Annotated in this window: 23 protein-coding genes and 2 pseudogenes; 24 read left to right on the forward strand and 1 reads right to left on the reverse strand. The window is 63.1% G+C overall.

Translation table 11 applies throughout. The annotated features are described in order from the left end of the window. Window positions 1-380: 380 nt before the first annotated feature. Both BLU62_RS04810 and BLU62_RS04815 read left to right on the forward strand, forming a co-directional pair. Window positions 381-968 (forward strand): hypothetical protein, encoded by a 588-nt coding sequence (locus BLU62_RS04810; protein WP_139179999.1) that lies wholly within the window; start codon window positions 381-383, stop codon window positions 966-968. Between the two features lie 164 nt (window positions 969-1,132). Further along, window positions 1,133-1,735 carry a hypothetical protein gene (locus tag BLU62_RS04815; RefSeq protein WP_074848421.1) on the forward strand — a complete coding sequence of 201 codons (603 nt, stop codon included), beginning with the start codon at window positions 1,133-1,135 and terminating at the stop codon, window positions 1,733-1,735. A gap of 200 nt (window positions 1,736-1,935) precedes the next feature. Here the strand turns inward: BLU62_RS04815 and BLU62_RS04820 are convergent, their stop codons facing one another. Then, window positions 1,936-2,136 (reverse strand): hypothetical protein, encoded by a 201-nt coding sequence (locus tag BLU62_RS04820; RefSeq protein WP_074847866.1) that lies wholly within the window; start codon window positions 2,134-2,136, stop codon window positions 1,936-1,938. A gap of 600 nt (window positions 2,137-2,736) precedes the next feature. Here BLU62_RS04820 and BLU62_RS34855 point away from each other — a divergent pair. The 22 genes and pseudogenes from BLU62_RS34855 to BLU62_RS04925 all read left to right on the forward strand — a co-directional run bounded on the left by BLU62_RS34855 (window position 2,737) and on the right by BLU62_RS04925 (window position 15,625). Then, the gene (locus tag BLU62_RS34855; protein ID WP_099047833.1) at window positions 2,737-3,228 is read left to right on the forward strand and encodes an endonuclease domain-containing protein; all 492 of its coding nucleotides are present in this window, start codon (window positions 2,737-2,739) and stop codon (window positions 3,226-3,228) included. A 227-nt stretch (window positions 3,229-3,455) separates the two neighbouring features. Further along, the gene (locus tag BLU62_RS04830) at window positions 3,456-5,789 is read left to right on the forward strand and encodes a tape measure protein (RefSeq protein ID WP_159441539.1); all 2,334 of its coding nucleotides are present in this window, start codon (window positions 3,456-3,458) and stop codon (window positions 5,787-5,789) included. A 26-nt stretch (window positions 5,790-5,815) separates the two neighbouring features. Then, window positions 5,816-6,151: a hypothetical protein gene (locus BLU62_RS04835; RefSeq protein WP_074848425.1), complete on the forward strand. Its 336-nt coding sequence runs from the start codon at window positions 5,816-5,818 to the stop codon at window positions 6,149-6,151. 1,145 nt (window positions 6,152-7,296) lie between these two features. Further along, window positions 7,297-7,446 carry a hypothetical protein gene (locus BLU62_RS32840; RefSeq protein ID WP_159441540.1) on the forward strand — a complete coding sequence of 50 codons (150 nt, stop codon included), beginning with the start codon at window positions 7,297-7,299 and terminating at the stop codon, window positions 7,444-7,446. Beyond that, on the forward strand, window positions 7,427-7,762 hold the full coding sequence (locus tag BLU62_RS04845) for a hypothetical protein (protein WP_074848430.1): 336 nt from the start codon (window positions 7,427-7,429) through the stop codon (window positions 7,760-7,762). Before BLU62_RS32840 ends, BLU62_RS04845 begins: the two co-directional genes overlap by 20 nt. After that, entirely contained in the window at window positions 7,759-8,037 is a 279-nt protein-coding gene (locus BLU62_RS04850; RefSeq protein ID WP_074848432.1) for a hypothetical protein, read from the forward strand. The genes BLU62_RS04845 and BLU62_RS04850 overlap by 4 nt, the downstream gene beginning before the upstream one ends. A 133-nt stretch (window positions 8,038-8,170) precedes the next feature. Next, the gene (locus BLU62_RS04855) at window positions 8,171-8,569 is read left to right on the forward strand and encodes an aggregation-promoting factor C-terminal-like domain-containing protein (RefSeq protein WP_074848434.1); all 399 of its coding nucleotides are present in this window, start codon (window positions 8,171-8,173) and stop codon (window positions 8,567-8,569) included. Between the two features lie 122 nt (window positions 8,570-8,691). Then, complete coding sequence (locus BLU62_RS04860; RefSeq protein WP_139180000.1) at window positions 8,692-8,880, forward strand: hypothetical protein; 189 nt, start codon at window positions 8,692-8,694, stop codon at window positions 8,878-8,880. A 330-nt stretch (window positions 8,881-9,210) separates the two neighbouring features. Next, complete coding sequence (locus BLU62_RS04865; protein ID WP_074848437.1) at window positions 9,211-9,450, forward strand: hypothetical protein; 240 nt, start codon at window positions 9,211-9,213, stop codon at window positions 9,448-9,450. A 273-nt stretch (window positions 9,451-9,723) separates the two neighbouring features. Next, window positions 9,724-9,966, forward strand: a complete 243-nt coding sequence (locus tag BLU62_RS04870) for a Gp37-like protein (RefSeq protein WP_483099060.1) — start codon at window positions 9,724-9,726, stop codon at window positions 9,964-9,966. Next, window positions 9,963-10,190, forward strand: a complete 228-nt coding sequence (locus BLU62_RS04875; RefSeq protein ID WP_139180002.1) for a Gp37-like protein — start codon at window positions 9,963-9,965, stop codon at window positions 10,188-10,190. Before BLU62_RS04870 ends, BLU62_RS04875 begins: the two co-directional genes overlap by 4 nt. Window positions 10,191-10,435: 245 nt before the next feature. Further along, window positions 10,436-11,242 (forward strand): Gp37-like protein, encoded by an 807-nt coding sequence (locus BLU62_RS04880; RefSeq protein ID WP_074848443.1) that lies wholly within the window; start codon window positions 10,436-10,438, stop codon window positions 11,240-11,242. A gap of 180 nt (window positions 11,243-11,422) precedes the next feature. Beyond that, a pseudogene (locus tag BLU62_RS34860) lies at window positions 11,423-12,178 on the forward strand (zinc-ribbon domain-containing protein); the annotation flags it as partial. Window positions 12,179-12,223: 45 nt separating this feature from the next. Next, window positions 12,224-12,472 (forward strand): PDDEXK family nuclease, encoded by a 249-nt coding sequence (locus tag BLU62_RS33700; protein WP_244278068.1) that lies wholly within the window; start codon window positions 12,224-12,226, stop codon window positions 12,470-12,472. After that, window positions 12,469-13,038, forward strand: coding sequence for a hypothetical protein (locus tag BLU62_RS04890; RefSeq protein WP_074848447.1), 570 nt, complete (start codon window positions 12,469-12,471; stop codon window positions 13,036-13,038). The genes BLU62_RS33700 and BLU62_RS04890 overlap by 4 nt, the downstream gene beginning before the upstream one ends. 27 nt (window positions 13,039-13,065) lie before the next feature. Beyond that, the gene (locus BLU62_RS04895) at window positions 13,066-13,542 is read left to right on the forward strand and encodes a phage gene 29 protein family protein (protein WP_074848090.1); all 477 of its coding nucleotides are present in this window, start codon (window positions 13,066-13,068) and stop codon (window positions 13,540-13,542) included. Between the two features lie 68 nt (window positions 13,543-13,610). Further along, entirely contained in the window at window positions 13,611-13,910 is a 300-nt protein-coding gene (locus BLU62_RS35095) for a hypothetical protein (RefSeq protein ID WP_244278019.1), read from the forward strand. Next, a pseudogene (locus tag BLU62_RS33710) lies at window positions 13,832-14,020 on the forward strand (N-acetylmuramoyl-L-alanine amidase); the annotation flags it as partial. The gene BLU62_RS35095 and the pseudogene BLU62_RS33710, both read left to right, overlap by 79 nt. A gap of 389 nt (window positions 14,021-14,409) precedes the next feature. Then, window positions 14,410-14,709: an LGFP repeat-containing protein gene (locus BLU62_RS33195; protein WP_208863590.1), complete on the forward strand. Its 300-nt coding sequence runs from the start codon at window positions 14,410-14,412 to the stop codon at window positions 14,707-14,709. 27 nt (window positions 14,710-14,736) lie between these two features. Beyond that, entirely contained in the window at window positions 14,737-15,138 is a 402-nt protein-coding gene (locus BLU62_RS04915; protein ID WP_074847976.1) for a hypothetical protein, read from the forward strand. Beyond that, the gene (locus BLU62_RS04920) at window positions 15,135-15,434 is read left to right on the forward strand and encodes a hypothetical protein (protein WP_074847977.1); all 300 of its coding nucleotides are present in this window, start codon (window positions 15,135-15,137) and stop codon (window positions 15,432-15,434) included. The genes BLU62_RS04915 and BLU62_RS04920 overlap by 4 nt, the downstream gene beginning before the upstream one ends. Further along, complete coding sequence (locus BLU62_RS04925) at window positions 15,434-15,625, forward strand: hypothetical protein (protein ID WP_074848449.1); 192 nt, start codon at window positions 15,434-15,436, stop codon at window positions 15,623-15,625. The genes BLU62_RS04920 and BLU62_RS04925 overlap by 1 nt, the downstream gene beginning before the upstream one ends. Window positions 15,626-15,739: the final 114 nt, after the last annotated feature.

A 15,739-nucleotide genomic window follows, 5' to 3' on the forward strand; every position in this document is an offset into this window, starting at 1 on the left:
TCCACGACCGTCTCAGAAGACCCTGCCCGATTCGGGAGGGTTTCGTATCGGCGGCCCACGGGATCGCTCACTGGATCGCGCTCGCATCCTTGTCGAACTGTACGGCTCAACCCCCAAGGGCAGCCCGGACACGGCGTGGACTGAGCAATCGATCGGAACCATCGCGGACGGATTCCAGGCTGCATCCTCGGCGGCCCATGGGCAGGCCTGTGGGTAACCGACTGGGTCATGAACAGCCTGGCCGACTATCCCAACCCGGACTATGAAAAGCATTCCCGGTTCCAGTTCACCGGGACACTCTTCGTGCTCCGAACCTAAAGTCTCCTAACTGAATAACCCTTTCGCGGCTCCTGGTCACCTCGCCTGAAAGGGGCAAAACAATGGCAGTCGAACACTCTTACGTGGCGCAGTCGCTCGACGGCGGCGTCTACTGGCGGGCACCTCTGGGTACCACGCTTCCCACCGCTCCGGTCGAGTCGCCGGAAGACCTGAACGCCGCGTTCGAGGACCACGGAACCGCGGCGGTCGACGGCCTGTCGGTCGGCATCACCCGCACCTCGAACACCGTCAAGGACTTCGACGGTGGCGACTACGTCGATGTGCAGACCGAGTACGGCACCAGCTTCAAGATCAAGCTGCTCGACGTCGACCTGCCGTCGGTGAAGCGGACCGTCGCAGGTGACGACAACGTCACCCTCATCCCCGCTGCCGGCGGCAAGGGGCAGCGCTACCACGTCCGCCACAACTCGTCGCAGCTTCCGCTGTCGGCCACGTGTTCGCCACGAAGTGCGGCAAGAAGTTCAAGACGTACGTCGTGGAGAAGGGCCGCGTCTCGGAGATCGCGGAGTGGAAGGACGAGTCGCAGGACGCGTCGGCGTGGAGTTGACGATCCGAGCGTTCCGCAACTCCAACGGCGACTACGTCGACGAGTTCGGCGACGTGGACGGCATCGCCGCCACTTCGGGTAGCTGACCCGTCTTGCCCGGGGAGGTATCTAGCTCCCCGGGCACACAATCTCGGCCTGGCGAAGGGGTGTCATGTTGTCCCTGACCAGGAGCCGCGTCCTTTTGCCAGGCCGGGGCTGCTCCTGGTTGAAGTTCTATCCCAATGTTGAAAGGTTCCTGGTCAAACCATGTCTGTTCCCGAAGGCTACGCAGTAGCCCCCTCGTCCGACGATCACCTGTTGAAGTTCGCCGTCCCCATCCCCGGGCGCGATCCGGTACTGGTGTCGATGCCGCCGCGCAAGTGGATGGACCCCGCCGAGATCAAGAAGTACCAGGACTGGATCACCCCGTTCGGGGAAGCGGATGTGAAGATCGCCGAATGGGCGAACAGCCTCAACAGCGCGGAGAAGACGCTGCCGCGCCCGGTCGACGCAGAGGAAACCCTGAAGGGTTTCGAGGAGAAGGAAGTCACCCTCCGGTGGCTCAAGCCGTACGTGTCGGCTGCCGAGTACAAGCTCCTGATGACGAAGATCCCTGAGGGCACCATCCAGTGGATCAAGAAGCAGCTCGAAGATCCTGACATCACAGTGGGGGAATCTTCGGCCTCCGCGACTCCTAGACGAGCACGGGAGGCCATCGAGTACGACCTGATTTCCCGCGGCCTCAGGTTGCGGGATCTCGGGAAGCCCTGGTTTTCATGGACTGACCTGCGGCTATTGTCCGCAGGGCTCGCACAGACCACGCAATGGAGCTGTTCCGGGCATGGAATCCTGACACTTGCTGTGGTCTGATCCGTCTGTGATGCTCTTGTCGGAGGTGGCGACGATCGTTTCCGACCTCCGATACATGCAGGCGTTGACCACGTTTAACGAAGTGCCTGAGATCTACTTCCCGCCCGGTATGGGCCGCCTCGGGATGACGCTGCCGAAGCTACCGAGGGCGAAGGTCCCAGCGAGGCTGAGAAGGCTCGGGCGGTCGCGGCGTCGATGCGCTAGATATCACCGGACTTCACTAGTTCGCCGCCGAACTGTCCCGCAATCTGGCCTGCCATGACCGCGTTCTGGTCGAGGCTGATCAGCCAGGTTGGTCCCGTTACGTAGTAGTGGCGATCGCCAGTGATGTCTCCCGTGATGTCAGAGTGCTTTACCGATGCAGCGATTCCCTTCGAGGCGAGGTCTTCTGAGAACCACACACTCAGTCGAGCTTCGGCCGTTGGGGTTAGTGGGCACGATCCGTGCTCAGCCTTCGGCCCCGAGGTTGCGTCAGTAACCAGGCATGGGAGCCGGCTGAAGTTAGTCCGGCCGCGAGTTGACTCACTGACGTGTACGCACCTGCGACTGCAGGGCAGGTGCGGAGGCCGACGATGTCGCAGGAGCCTTACCGGCCTCGGGCTTCGGTCGCTGCACCCAGAGGCGGCGAGGGCGAATGCGATTACTGGATGGCAATGCATGCACGTTTCATCTCGACAGGATAAGCCGTCAGTGCGACGACCCGAGATAGAATGGAGCGACCCCGGAGGTGCTACCAACACCAGCCGGGGCCTAACCCACTCGCTTGAAGCACCAAGGAGGGCTGCCGTGAAGGCTACCCGAACCCGACGTCCATGTCCGACATGTGGATCACCCATCGACCGAGGTCCCGGACAGCATGCGTACTGCTCCGACGAATGTCGCCCCATCTGCGAGCACCCCACATGCGACCGCCCTACGCGGGGCATGCAGACGGTGTGCGACTCGCACCGGGTTCAGCTTGATCGCCACGGCGAACTCCGGCCGGACACGTGGTCGAAGGAATGGGTGTGCGTCGTTTGCGGGCAGGTGTCCCGAAGGGGTCGGGGCGCCGTAAGCACTGCTCGAGGGGCTGTCAGCAAACCGACTCTCGATACAACGGGCGTCGCCCAACGACGGCGAAATGTCGGCTATGCGGGCAGGACTTCTCCCTACAGCGGCGCACCGGGGCGAGGCTTCAGCGCACCGACACTCAGTGGTGCCGCACCTGCGGTAGAGAATCCCCCGAAGCGCGCCGATATCTGAAGTACGGAATCACCCCGGAGGAGTACGCGGCCGCGATGAATCGGGGCTGCGACATCTGCGGCGAGCGCGTGGGGGCGCTACATATCGACCATGACCACAGCTGCTGCCCTCCACGGAGTAAGCAGTGGCGAACCTGCGGGCAGTGCGTCCGCGGATTCCTCTGCGGATCGTGCAACCGCGGATTGGGCCTACTGAAGGATGACCCGAACGTGCTGCGAAGCGCGATCGAGTACCTCGGTCGAAAGGCCTAGAAACAGCGCATACATACGGACTCAACGAACACCCCTAAGGCCATGAGCCTCTGGGGTGTTCGTCATTTCTGGCGGCAAGCAAAGGGGGTGGCAGCGTGGCCACGGAGCTAGGTGTTGCCTACATTTCCATCGTTCCAGAGACGAGCCGTATCGCTCCTGGCATCCGTAACGCGCTCAATGGTGCTGAACGCGGCGCTGGTGACACTGGGCGTCGCATGGGTCACACGATGTCCACCGCCCTCGGCACGGCGCTGGGGATTGGCGTGTCGAAGGCGGCGGGCGCAGCATCGAAGGTGCTGCAGGATGCCCTGTCGGCAGGCTACAACCGGATCACCACCCTGGAGAAGGCGGACATCCAGTTCCGCAATATGGGGCTGTCGGCCGGTGACACGAAGCGTCAGCTTGCCGATCTGAATGACATCGTCACCGGCACCTCGACTTCGCTGGCTGATGCAGCGGCGGCAGCAGCGATGCTGGGCGGTGCTGGCGTGGCGGCGGGCGACGACATGAACAACGCTGTGAAGGCGTTGGTGAACATCTCTGCGGCCTCTGGCGCCTCGGCGCAGGACATCGGCCTCGTGATGATGCAGATCAAGGCGTCGGGCAAGTTGATGGGCTCGGAGGCGTTGCAGCTGGCCCAGCGCGGCGTGCCGATCTATGACCTCATTGCGAAGTCGATCGGCAAGACGACTGCCGAGGTCCGCACCCTCGGCGAAGAGGGCAAGATCTCGTTCGACCAGGTCGTCACGGCGATCAACCAGGGCACCGGCAACCTCGCGAAGGAGATGGGCGAGACCCTTCCCGCGAAGCTCGCCAACTTCCGGACCGCGATGGGCCGCCTGTCGGCTGCGGGCATGGAGCCGTTCCTTCTCCGCGCCAAGGGCGGCGTTGTCGGCCTGACCGAAGCAGTAAACGATCTCACCCCGAAGATGAAGGATTTCGCGCTCGCCGCGGACGCCAAGATCTTCGACCAGTGGGTGCCGCAGCTCAAGGGTCTGTATGCAACCCTCGAGGGCTCGGGAGCTCTTGATCGAGCGGCCGAAACCTTTACGGCGCTGTGGGATTCACTGATGGAACTCGGTCCTGCAGCGCGTACGATTGGGGCGGCACTCGCGGAAGCGTCTGCGTCGCTCGGCGTCGGCGGCTGGCAGGTGTTCCTGGCGACGGTCCAGACGGCGTCGGGGATTCTGCAAGGACTCGCCCCGGTGCTTCAGACTGTCGGCGATCTCATGGAGGCGCATCCGGGTTACGTCACCGCAGCGCTCGCGGCGTGGTTGGCGTTCCGAACCGTGCCCGCAATCCTGGGGCGCGTCACGACGGCGCTCGGCCCGATGCATACGGGAATCAGTCGTGTCGGAACGGCGTTCGGCGGTGTGCGTCCGGCAATCGGCAACTTCACCGACGCCTATCGGACCTCGCTTGGCTACATCCGGCAGGCGAACCCGCAGCTCTCGACGGCCGGCGCCCATATCCGCGTCCTTGGTGCCAACGCGGGAATGGCCGCTTCCGGCGGACTCAGCGCACTACGTGGGGCGGCCGGTGGACTGTCTGCGGCATTGGGCGGCCCTTTGAATATCGCGCTCATGGCTGGTGCCGCATATCTGATGATGGGCGCGCAGGCTCACGCCGATGCGACGCAGAAGGCGAAGGCTCAGTCGCAGGCGGTGAAGGAGCTTGCGGAGTCCCAGAGGCTGATGGGTGCCGCTTTCCGTGAGTCCCGCGGTGCCATGAACGATGACACCTGGGCCAAGGCTGCGGAACAGGTTGGGGCGTACCAGAAGACGCTGAGCACTGCCGCCGATCAGCACAAGTCGACGTGGGAACAGCTCAAAGAGGTCGGCGGCCTCTTCAAGATGGCATCCGGCTCGAACGAAGTGCTGAATGAGAACGCCGAGCGAGCCATGGCGGCTGAAAAGGCGATCCGCGATCTCGGGATGTCCAACGAAGAAGTCGCCCGCTCTCTGTACGGCTCCGACGGACAGTGGAAGCTGCTTGGTGACCGACTTGCCGCCACTGGCGAGGGCGGCATCATGGCGGCGGGCCAGCTCTCGAAGATCCGTGATGAGTTCATGCGCCAGCGCGAGGCGGCTGGGCGCGTGGCGCCTGGCGTCTCCGAACTCGGCGAGGCAATGCGCGTCCTGGGCGACAAGACGTCGACCGCGGCGGAGAAGACACGGGCGCTGAAGTCGGCGCTCGATGCGTTGAACCCCGCCCGCACTGAGGGTGAGGCGATTGCCCGTCACAACGACGTGATGCGTCAGGTTGCTGACTCGACCAAGGAGGCTATCAACCAGTCTGAGGGGTTCGGTGCGGCGCTCCTGAGTCAGAAGCTGGGCATCGACACGGCAACGAAGAATGGTGCTGCGCTCCGGCAATCGCTGGTGGACATTGTGGACGCCACAACTGATGCTGCCGCGTCGGGTGCTGATATGACGGAGCGGAATCGTCAGAACCAGGAGGCTCTCGCCCAGTTGGCGCGGCAGTATGGCCTGACTGGTGAGCAGATCCGTGCCGCTGCAGACAAACTCGGTCTTGATGACGTCGAAGTGACGGTGGCCTGAAGGGTGCCCCTGAGGCGGTCCAGCAATTGGCGGCGATCTCCGCCAAGTGGAATGACATGCCGACCCAGAAGACGATGACGATCGACAGTTCGGCGGTTACCAAGGAGACGCAGGGTCTGCTGGAGCGGCTGGGTGCGACGGTTGAGCGGATTCCGAACACCAATCAGGTGAAGATCACTGCGGATGATGCGGATGCTCGGGCGAAGATTCTGATGGTTACGCAGAACATCGCCGTGCTGAATGCGCTGCGGGCGAACCCGAAGGTCGACCTCGACAAGGCTATGTTCGATCTGCGAAATAGTGAGGCCCGGGGAGCGCTTGAAGGCTGGATCGTACCGCTGTGTCGCCGGCTGCTGGGCTAGTTATTGACCAGTTGCTGCAGGCAAAGCCGTGTCGATGGAGCAGCTGAATACCCTCTCGCAGACCACCGCGAATCCAAGGTGGATATGGAGATCGCTGCGATTATGCAGAAGCTCGGTCTCATCAACACTGAGCTAGATCGGGCCGCCCGGGAGCGTCAGGCATACATCAATGTGCAGACTCGTGGTCTCAACCTCGGCGACACTACCCGAGTGGCCAGGTGTGGCGCGGTCCGGTCTGGCGAACAATGCTGACGGCTCGGTTCGCCGCTACGCACAGGGCGGTATTCGGGATCTCGAGCAGTATGCGAATGGGAAGTTGCCGAACCAGGCGGTCATCGAGAAGGCGCGCCCGAACACTCTGGTGCAGTGGGCTGAACCTGAGACTGGTGGTGAGGCGTTCATTCCTCTGGCCCCGGGGAAGCGGTCCAGGTCGACGAGCATTCTCGCGACAGTCGCGGACATGTTTGGTTACCAGCTCATTCGGATGGGAATGTGCCGAACAGCCTTTCGGGGTTGCTGGGTGCTATCGCTGGTGGTGGTGTCAAGCGTTTGGCGCAGGCTGCTGGCGTTGATGGTGTTCGCCGGTTCGCTGACGGCGGCATTCTGCGTCGCCTCGCTGAGGGTGAGGGTGCGTCCGGCCCGCTGACGGGCTCCCCGTATGTGTGGGGTGGCGTGAACTGGGGCGACTGCTCTGGTGCCATGAGTGCGTTCGCCGTAAGGCTGCCGGTTTGGACCCGTTCGGTGGGCGTTTCACCACTGCCACGATGGGTGCGCAGATTCAGCAGATGGGTGGCCAGTTGGGTCGCGGGTCGTCTGGGATATGCGGTTCGGCTGGTACAACGGCGGCGCCGGGGGTGGCATACTGCCGGCACTCTCCCGGATGGGACGAACGTTGAGATGGGCGGCCAGAACGGTGGCGGCATGCTGGGCGGCTCTGTGGGGGCTGATGATCCGCAGTTTTCTGAGCATGCGTTCATCAAGGTTGATCCGTCGTGGACTGATCCGGGTTCTGATTCGGTGGTTGGGTGCAGCGTCCGGATGGGACGTGGGTGCAGACCGGCCCGGGCGGATACGACGCCACAGGCGGTTCAGGCACCTCGGGCAGTAGCACTGGGGATAAGAGCATTTCGGGCCGCCTCGGTGCCGTGGCGAACACGTTCGTGTCCGAGCAGATCGCGGACATGCTCAAGGTGTTCTCCATCAACGACACCCCCGGCATCCTGGCGCCCTCGCTGAATACGAGAACTCGCAGCAGCAATCGGTTCGGGGACGAAGGTGTCGCCGGAGGAGCGTGAGCGGGCGAAGGCCGAGTATGACGCGGCGAAGGACTCCCTCAAGTCCGACTATGAGAACGCGAAGCTGACTCGGAAGCAGGACTACGACCGCAAGAAGCAAGATCTCGAGAACCAGTTCACGCTCAAGAAGATCGATCGCGCCACCTACGAACGTCAGCTGAACGATCTCAAGCACAAGTTTGAGAACGACGAGCTGGCGAAGAAGCAGGAGTACGACTCCCGTGTGGCGGAGGCCAAGTCGAAGTATGACTCTGCGACGGGCAAGACACCGAAGCCGGGTGAGGCGGGGTCTGATCCGTCGCTGCTCTGGGGTTGAAGCAGAAGTACGAGGACGAGAAGCTCGCACGGAAGCAGCAGTACGACCAGGAGAAGGCTGCCCGTAAGGAACGGTACGAGGCCGATAAGAAGGCTCTGCAGGCGCAGAAGCTCGACAAGGATCTGAACAAGCGACGTTCGGATGAGTTGAAGGCCCAGTACGACTCGGATATGGCGGGGATGAAGGCCGCTATGAGTCGGCGGAGTTGGCGAAGAAGCAGGAGTTTGAGCGTTCTGCCCAGTCGGCTCCGTCGGTGGGTGCCCGCCCGGGTGTGACTGATCCGGGGACGGTGAAGCCTCGTCCTGGCGAAGACCTCGGCGGCACGGCTGCTGGTGGTGCGCCGACGGGGAATGCGATCAAGGACGCGTTCCGGTCCGGTTTGCGTGAGGCGTGGCGTCAGGGTCCTCCGTGGGAGCCACCGACTGGATCATCAACAAAGAGTCCAGCTGGAATCCGACCGCCACAAATCCGTCGTCGGGGGCGTTCGGTCTGCCCCAGTTCTTGGGATCGACGAAGGACCAGTATCTGCCGGATTCGTCACCCGATCCGCGGGTGCAGGGCGAAGCCTATGACCGATATGTGGGTGACCGTTACGGCGACCCGCTGAAGGCGAAGGATCACCACGTCAACGCCGGCTGGTACGAGCGGGGTGGTGTCATCCACGAGGGTGCGAACATCATGCTCAACGGGCTGGGGCACAAGGAAACTGCGCTGCCGTTCGATCCGCGGGATCTGAAAGCCTCACTCGACCGTGGCGGGGCGGCCCGGCTGTCCTCGTTGAGAAGCTGGACCAACTCATCTCCGTGATCTCCGCAATGGACGGCGGGACAACGAACGTCACCCTGCGAGACGAACGCGCCTACTACGAGCGGGAACGCCGCCAGCAGCGGGCACGGCACAAGGCTATGAGCGGAGGCCGCTAGATGGGGATGCAGATCACCCTTATCGGTACGTCGGGGATGCGGTGGCCTGTCCACGGCATCGAACGGCATGCCGGCCTCACCCTCAGTGAGGGTGGGGTGGAAGGTCTCATCGATTCTCCCGTGGAAACGCAGTGGGTGGAGGACACGGAGATGGGTGTCGTGTTCGGTGGGGTGCGGTATCTGCCCGCGACATGACCCTCGGTTTCTATGTGTCGGATGCGTTGTCGGATGAGACGGAGATCGGGCGTCTTGAGTCTGATTTCCGTATGGATTTCGCAGCCCAGCCGGATGAGTGGGATGCCAACTTTCAGCACACTCAGGTTGAGGTGGGGTCGATCTGTCGGGTGAGCGTCGTTTGACGATGCAGCTTCGGGAAGCTCCCGAGTTGAAGACCCAGCGTGACCCGTACACGCAGCAGTTTTATGACATCACGTATGAGTTGCGGGCGCCGATGCCGTTGTGGGATTCCGGCAAAGAGGTGACGGTGTTTGAGGGTTCGGGGACGTCGGGTCGGGGACGATTCTGGTGTCGAATCCGACGGACACTCCGTTGCGGCAGACGTGGGTGTTGACGCGCGGGAAGTGGACGTTGCCTGATCCGTCGTGGCGTGGCAAGCGGGGGCAGCGCGCCCCGTCAGGTCCGTACGCGGCGCGGACGGTCGCCCTACCCGAGATCACATCGAGCGATCAGGGTGTGCGGATCACCCGGGAACGCCGCAAGCTGCATGCGATGACGTTCACCGGCTCCAACTTCCTCGGCGGATGAACGGGCAGTGGATCATTCACGACATCCCCCCATACACGCCGCCCACCTTGTTGCCGATCTCCTACACCAACGCCCCTGCGGGTGGTGCCCGGGCTGAGCTGCATCAGCCGCGTCTGTGGACTCGCCCTGTCGGACTTGAGATGCCGGGACTGTCATGACTGCACCTGTAATCGACTACGACACCCTGACGCTTCAGGAGAAGTGTGAAGCGATCTGGGAGGTTACGGCGGCGGAGGAACGCCGTCTGGCGAAGATGCAACGCACCCAGCCGGGGTGTTCATTTTCGACGGCCACCAACGGCTACAGCACCTCCTATTGGAGGTTGCTGACCTGGCGGTGGAGGACAAGGAAAACGACACCGGCTCCATCACCCTGTCGATCCCATTCGAGCATCCGGTGGCGCAGTGGATGAACGACGACATCGGCCGCATCAAGCGTGGTGAGGGCGAGTTCTTCCACATCGATGTGGAACACAACGGTATCCGTGTCACGGGCCGCTATGACGAGAAGACGTGAAGAAGGATGGGATGGGGCAGCGGATGCTGCACGTCACATTCCTCACCGACTACGAAAACCTGAAGTGGATCGACGTCTGGTCGAATCCGTTCCTGCCCGCCATCTTCCAGTTCCCCCGCATCTTCCTGTTGGCCGGACCCTCCATCTGGGTGCTGAAAACAGCGCTCCTGCTGCAGCTGTGGCGCATCAACTCGAGTATCTGGCAAATCCCAGACGACCCATGAACCCCTCCACCTGGTTGGACGGTTGGACATGTCGAACTGGGACATCGTCATCAAACCCACCACCTTCCTCCAAGACATGGCCGCCGGCACAACGTGGTCGCTGTTCATGTCCAGTGGGGGAAGTGGCATGACCGGGCAGAGATGATCCTGAAGGACGCCGAACTGTCCGTGGTCACCCGCCGCTACCGCAAAGGCGACCCGAACCATGGCCAGGAGCTTTCCTCACCGGAATCAAGGACGGAGCCTTGGTCGTCGACATCGTCGACAAATCCGGCCACATGGAAGGCGCAGCCAACGGCGGCACCATCTTCGACGGCTTCACCCGCACCATCCGCCAACTGATCGGCGACTTCATCGAAGACGCCGAAACCGAGCTGACGGGGGCACCCACCTGGCCGTCAAAGTTCTACCAAGACATGTTCGGCACCCCCAAAGGCTTCCCGTTCGTCCACTTCCCCGCAGACTCCGGCATCGAAACCGAATTCACCACAACACCATCCAAGGGCGTCATCATCAACGCCGGCGGACAATCAGCCCCCGGAGTGAACGAACTCATCAGCGCTGGCATCCAGACGGTCGGCGACCTCGTCACATCCAACCTGAATATCGGCGGCTACGGAATTGGCGCGCAAGGTGGCGCCATCGATGCGGTGTTGAAGCCGTTTTATACGGACACGGTGTTGGCGTGGATTTCGGTGAAGTTGCCTCATCGGATTGCGCAGTCCGGGTCGTCGCATTACAAGGAGTATCACCTTGACCTGCCGGGGAAGGCGTACACGCTGTCGTCGGTGATGGCGATTCGTGCGGGGATTGTGGCGACGGCGCGGAAGAAGAACGCCAAGGTGAAGGTGACGGCGTTGACTCCGTATGTGGTGGGTTGGCCTGGGTATGGCCACCTCTACAAGGGTGATCGTGGTTCGTTTGAGGTGGCTGGTGATACGCGCCGTGAGATTCATGTTGAGCGGGTGATGTCGGCGAAGTTGGAGTGGTCGGCGGATCATTTTGCGCAGTGGAACTCGAGTTTGGTCCGCGTGAGGATGAGGACCCGATGACTCGTTTGATGCGTGAGATTGCTGGTTTGGCGACTGCTGCGTCGGAGCTCGGCCTGTTCTAACGGAAACTTTCGGATAGCAGGTTATCCTGTTGGGGTGGCGAATAAGCGAGCACCACTAGCCCCAGAGCATGTAGCCGAATGGCGGATCGATCTCAACGACGGGAGAGGGCACCTCGAGGTGCCGGCCAGCCAGTCGGGGTGGTGGGAGTGCCGTTCCTGCGGGAATCTGTGGCAGGAGTCGCAGTCGTCTCGGCGGTTGCGGAAGTGGTGCCGCAAGTGTGCTGGTAAGCAGGGCGCTGAGGTTAACCGCGGCAACGCGGCCACGGCATCCCGGATCGCTGTCCACCTGCAAGGTGAGTGGATCGACGAGAAGCCGCACACTTCGGTGTCGGCGAAGTCGAACTACAAAGCAGCGTGGCGGTGTGGAACGTGTGGGCATGAGTGGCGGGCGACGGTGAAGAACCGGAGCAACGGCTCAGGATGCCCACGGTGTTACCGGCTCTCAGATAAGACCGGTGCGGCGTCCGCACGGTCACGGGCCGCTGCCAAGTCAGATCCACTATCGGACTATCCGATCGCCGCCTGGTGGTCAGATCGCAACCCGCACACCCCGGAGGGAGTGAGCCGCGGCTCCGCGGAACCGGCATGGTGGAACTGCTCCACCTGCGGGACGGAGTTCTCGCGAACGCCGAAAGGAATCCGGGGCGAGGCGGTGCAATGCGAGGCTTGCTCGTACACACACCGCGGCACCAGCTATGCAGCGAACGCAGCAACCGCCAATCCGCTCAGCGAGGAGCTACGCGGACAGCTCGTGGACCCCGCCCTTGGTGTCACGTCGGCGGGGTCGAACACGAAGTTGCAGTGGGTGTGCGCTGACGGGCACATGTGGTGGGCTGCACCGAAGGACCGAGGGCGGGGCAACGGGTGTCCCGCTTGTGCGAAGCACATTTCTCGAGCCGAAATCGAGGTCGCCGACTTTGTGCGGACGCTCACCGGCGACGTGGTCACCAGCACGCGGTCGGTGATCGCACCCAACGAACTCGACATCTACATCCCGTCGAAGAACATCGCGGTCGAGTTCAACGGCCTGTACTGGCATTCGGAGGACGCCGGGAAGGACCGCCACTACCACCAGCGGAAGTGGCAGCGGTGCGCCGACAAGGGCATCCAGATGGTGACTGTGTGGGAAGACGACTGGCGTGACCGCCGGACATCTGCCAACGCATGATCGCCCGCAAGCTGGGCGTGTCTCAGGAACGCCGGCTGAATGCGCGCAGTCTCACCGTGACCGCGGTAGATCGGGTGGAGGTCCGCGACTTCCTCGAGGCCAACCACATTCAGGGTGCGACCGCAATGAGTGAAGCGTTCGGTTTGCGCGATGGTGGCGAGTTGGTCGCGGTGATGTGCATGAAGTGGCGCACCAAGACTGAGGTGGAGTTGGTGCGGTTCGCCACCTCGGTGATCGTGCGGGGTGGGCATTCGCGGCTGCTGAAGCACGCTGTCGCTGCGATGCAACCACAACGGGTGGTGACATTCGCCGACCACGCCGTCTCTGACGGAGGCCTGTACGAGCAGTGCGGTTTCATCAAAGATGGCGAGCTGCGACCGGATTACACCTACTACTTCCGTGGCGAACGGGTGCACAAGTTCCTGTTCCGCCTGAAGCGGTTCCGCAACGACCCAAACCTGTTGTGGGACGAGTCGTGGACCGAGCAGCAGGCCGCGGCGGAGAACAAGATCCCGCGGATCTGGGATTACGGAAAGACCCGTTACGTACTAGACATTCCCGGGTAGGGCTTGGCCCCCCGGAGAGGGGGCACAGTGTCTTTCAAGCAGTGGGCTGACATGTCCGATGAGGAACGTGAAGCCGAAGCGCAGGCGGTGTCGGTGTTGTTTATCGGCCTGCCTGGTGTGGTGGGTGCCCCGCTGGTGATGGGACCCGACTATTGGGTGGATGTTGCCCGCCATCTGGTGGAGTGCGGTGTCCGGCTGGTGGCGGATTCGATCAAGCACTATGAACCGGGGGACAGCTTGGAGGCGTCGAAGGCTGCGGGGAAGTGGTGTTACGACTCGCATGAGCCGGATGAAACGTATGAGCAGCGGATCGCCCGGCTGGCTGATGAGGAGCATCAGAACTATCTGGCGAAGGTGGAGGAGATGAAGGCCCGCCAGGCGAATACGCAGGAGCGGGTGGTGCAGGCAGAGGCTGTGGCGTTCGCCGCGGAGGTGAAGCGCCGCAAGGCGGATGGAACGTTCGACGGTTCCCCGCACGCCGGCATCAACCCCGAAGCTCTCTAACCCAACAGAACTTTTCACCCTGCACCCGTTCGGGTGTGGGGATTCACCCATGCCCACAGGAGGCAATTATGGCTGATCCCGTTTGGCTTCCCGACGTGCTGCGCGCCGAGGGCCTGAAGGTTGACATCTATCCCGGCGCGTTCGAACGCGGGCACGGCGACTTCGGCACTATCTGGGGTCCGTTCATGCACCACACCGGCTCGTTCGGCGAGACGCCGCGGGTATCGCGCAGCACTCGTCTCTCGGGCTCGCGTCGCAACTCCACCTCGCGCCGAACGGTGTTGTCACGCTGTGCGGCGTCGGCGTCGCATGGCACGCGGGCACCGGCTCGTGGCCGGGCATCCCCGCGAACAACGGCAACGCCGTGACGATCGGCATCGAGGCCGCACACAACGGCACCGCGGCATGGTCGGAGGCCCAGTACGGCGCATACCTGAAGGTCGTCCGGGCCATCAACAAGCGCCTCGGCAACCCGTGGAACAAGGTCGTCGCGCACAAGGAGTACGGCGCGATCCAGGGCAAGTGGGACCCCGGGAACCTCGACATGAAGCTGTTCCGTCAGCGGCTCCTCCAGGCACCGGATAAGCCGCTCGTGGTCATGAACATGATCGAGCTCGAGGCCAAGGAGAATCCGTGGGTCGGCGTCCGTAAGGCGAAGCCCGGCGCCGGGGTGAGCGCAAGGTCGGCCGCGACGGTAAGGGCCGGTTCGTCGAGTACGAGAACGCGCACATCTACTTTCACCCGGCGACCGGCGCGCACGCCATCCCGCACGGCGGCCTGTTCGAGGCGTACGCCGAGCGCAAGTGGGAGACCGGCGAACTCGGCTTCCCGGTGCGCGACTTCACCAAGCTCGCCGACGGCGCAGTCATGGCGTTCCAGGGTGGCGTGCTCTACCGCAAGGACGGCAAGGACCACCACGTCGTGAAGGGCGTCATCGGCCAGCGCTGGGCGCTCGAGGGCTACGAGAAGGGCCCGCTCGGCTGGCCGACGTCGGACGAGATCTCGAACGGCACGGGCGGCAAGCGTCAGGCGTTCGAGCACGGCGTCCTCGAGTGGGACCCCTCAGGCGCGGTGAAGAAGATCGGCGACGCCGCGAAGGATCTCACTCTCGTCAACGCGGCCGGCATCCCGCTGGCCGTCGAAGCAGTCGACCTCATCGCGGCCTGAGCCGCACCCACAGAAGGAGTTCTCGTCATGTCTGTACCCACCCCTCGTCTTGTCCTCGGCCGCGAGCCCGCCGCCTGGACCTCCCTCGTCTCAGCCATCCTGGTTCTGCTGACCACGTTCGGGTTCAACATCCCCACCGAGACTCAGGGCGTGTTCATGGCCGCGGTCAACGCGGTGCTCGGTCTGCTCGTGGTGATCTCGGTGAAGGAGAGCGTGTACCCGGCGCTCGTCGCGGTCGTTCAGACCGCGGTGCCGCTGGTCGTTGCGTTCGGCTTGAACCTCAGCGAGCAGCAACAGGGCGCCATCCTCGCGGTCTCCACGATTGCTCTCGGATTCCTGTTCACCCGCCCGCAGGTCACACCGAAGGTGTTGGCAGGTATTGAGCTTCCCGCTGACGGCGTCGAGCGCGAAGTCAACCTCGGCCGATGACCGTGACCTCGAGCGCCAGCGCTTGGATGAACCCCGCCGCGCTGAGTGACATCGGCGTGGTGGGGGTCGTCGTCGGCATGGCGCTCGTGCTCGGTATCGCCTTCGCCCGTGGCTGGATCGTATGGGGATCGGAGATCTCGATCTACAAGACCGCGGCCGAGCGCGACGCCAAGACCATCGCCGACCTCCTCGAGACCAACGCGCGCAACGCGCAGACGATGGCCGAGTGGAATGTCGCCGGCCAGCTCATCGCGAGCCAGTCGAAGGCACTGCGAGAGAGCTTGGAGTCCAACTGATGTGGGGATTCAAGACCAAGGGGCGAGCGCGCACGAAGTTGATGCGCGCTCGAAGCGAAACGCGCGATCGGCCGAAGAAGCCCGGTCCGAAAGCGCACGGCTCGCCGAACGGCGCGGCCGTACAGCGGGAGCTTCGTGACCAGTTGGAACGCAACCACTGGGCCGAGCTGATCTTCGGAAGGCTGAACTAGTGGAGCTGATAGCCGACTGGGCACTTGTGGTGCTCGCCGTGCTGGCCACCGTCTACACCATCTGCTACGCCGCATGGCAGTACTGGTGGAAGGAGCGGGTGTCACTCATCTACC

The organism is Gordonia westfalica, assembly GCF_900105725.1.
Lineage (GTDB): Bacteria > Actinomycetota > Actinomycetes > Mycobacteriales > Mycobacteriaceae > Gordonia > Gordonia westfalica.

What these genes read in the sequence shown, in the direction of transcription:
- BLU62_RS04810 (WP_139179999.1), top strand. Translation starts at nt 381, where the DNA reads ATGGCAGTCGAACACTCTTACGTGGCGCAGTCGCTCGACGGCGGCGTC.
- BLU62_RS34855 (WP_099047833.1), top strand. Translation starts at nt 2,737, where the DNA reads ATGGGTGTGCGTCGTTTGCGGGCAGGTGTCCCGAAGGGGTCGGGGCGC.
- BLU62_RS04890 (WP_074848447.1), top strand. Translation starts at nt 12,469, where the DNA reads ATGATCGCCCGCAAGCTGGGCGTGTCTCAGGAACGCCGGCTGAATGCG.
- BLU62_RS35095 (WP_244278019.1), top strand. Translation starts at nt 13,611, where the DNA reads ATGGCTGATCCCGTTTGGCTTCCCGACGTGCTGCGCGCCGAGGGCCTG.
- BLU62_RS04915 (WP_074847976.1), top strand. Translation starts at nt 14,737, where the DNA reads ATGTCTGTACCCACCCCTCGTCTTGTCCTCGGCCGCGAGCCCGCCGCC.
- BLU62_RS04925 (WP_074848449.1), top strand. Translation starts at nt 15,434, where the DNA reads ATGTGGGGATTCAAGACCAAGGGGCGAGCGCGCACGAAGTTGATGCGC.
- BLU62_RS04815 (WP_074848421.1), top strand. Translation starts at nt 1,133, where the DNA reads ATGTCTGTTCCCGAAGGCTACGCAGTAGCCCCCTCGTCCGACGATCAC.
- BLU62_RS04830 (WP_159441539.1), top strand. Translation starts at nt 3,456, where the DNA reads ATGTCCACCGCCCTCGGCACGGCGCTGGGGATTGGCGTGTCGAAGGCG.
- BLU62_RS04860 (WP_139180000.1), top strand. Translation starts at nt 8,692, where the DNA reads ATGCAGATCACCCTTATCGGTACGTCGGGGATGCGGTGGCCTGTCCAC.
- BLU62_RS33195 (WP_208863590.1), top strand. Translation starts at nt 14,410, where the DNA reads ATGGCGTTCCAGGGTGGCGTGCTCTACCGCAAGGACGGCAAGGACCAC.
- BLU62_RS04920 (WP_074847977.1), top strand. Translation starts at nt 15,135, where the DNA reads ATGACCGTGACCTCGAGCGCCAGCGCTTGGATGAACCCCGCCGCGCTG.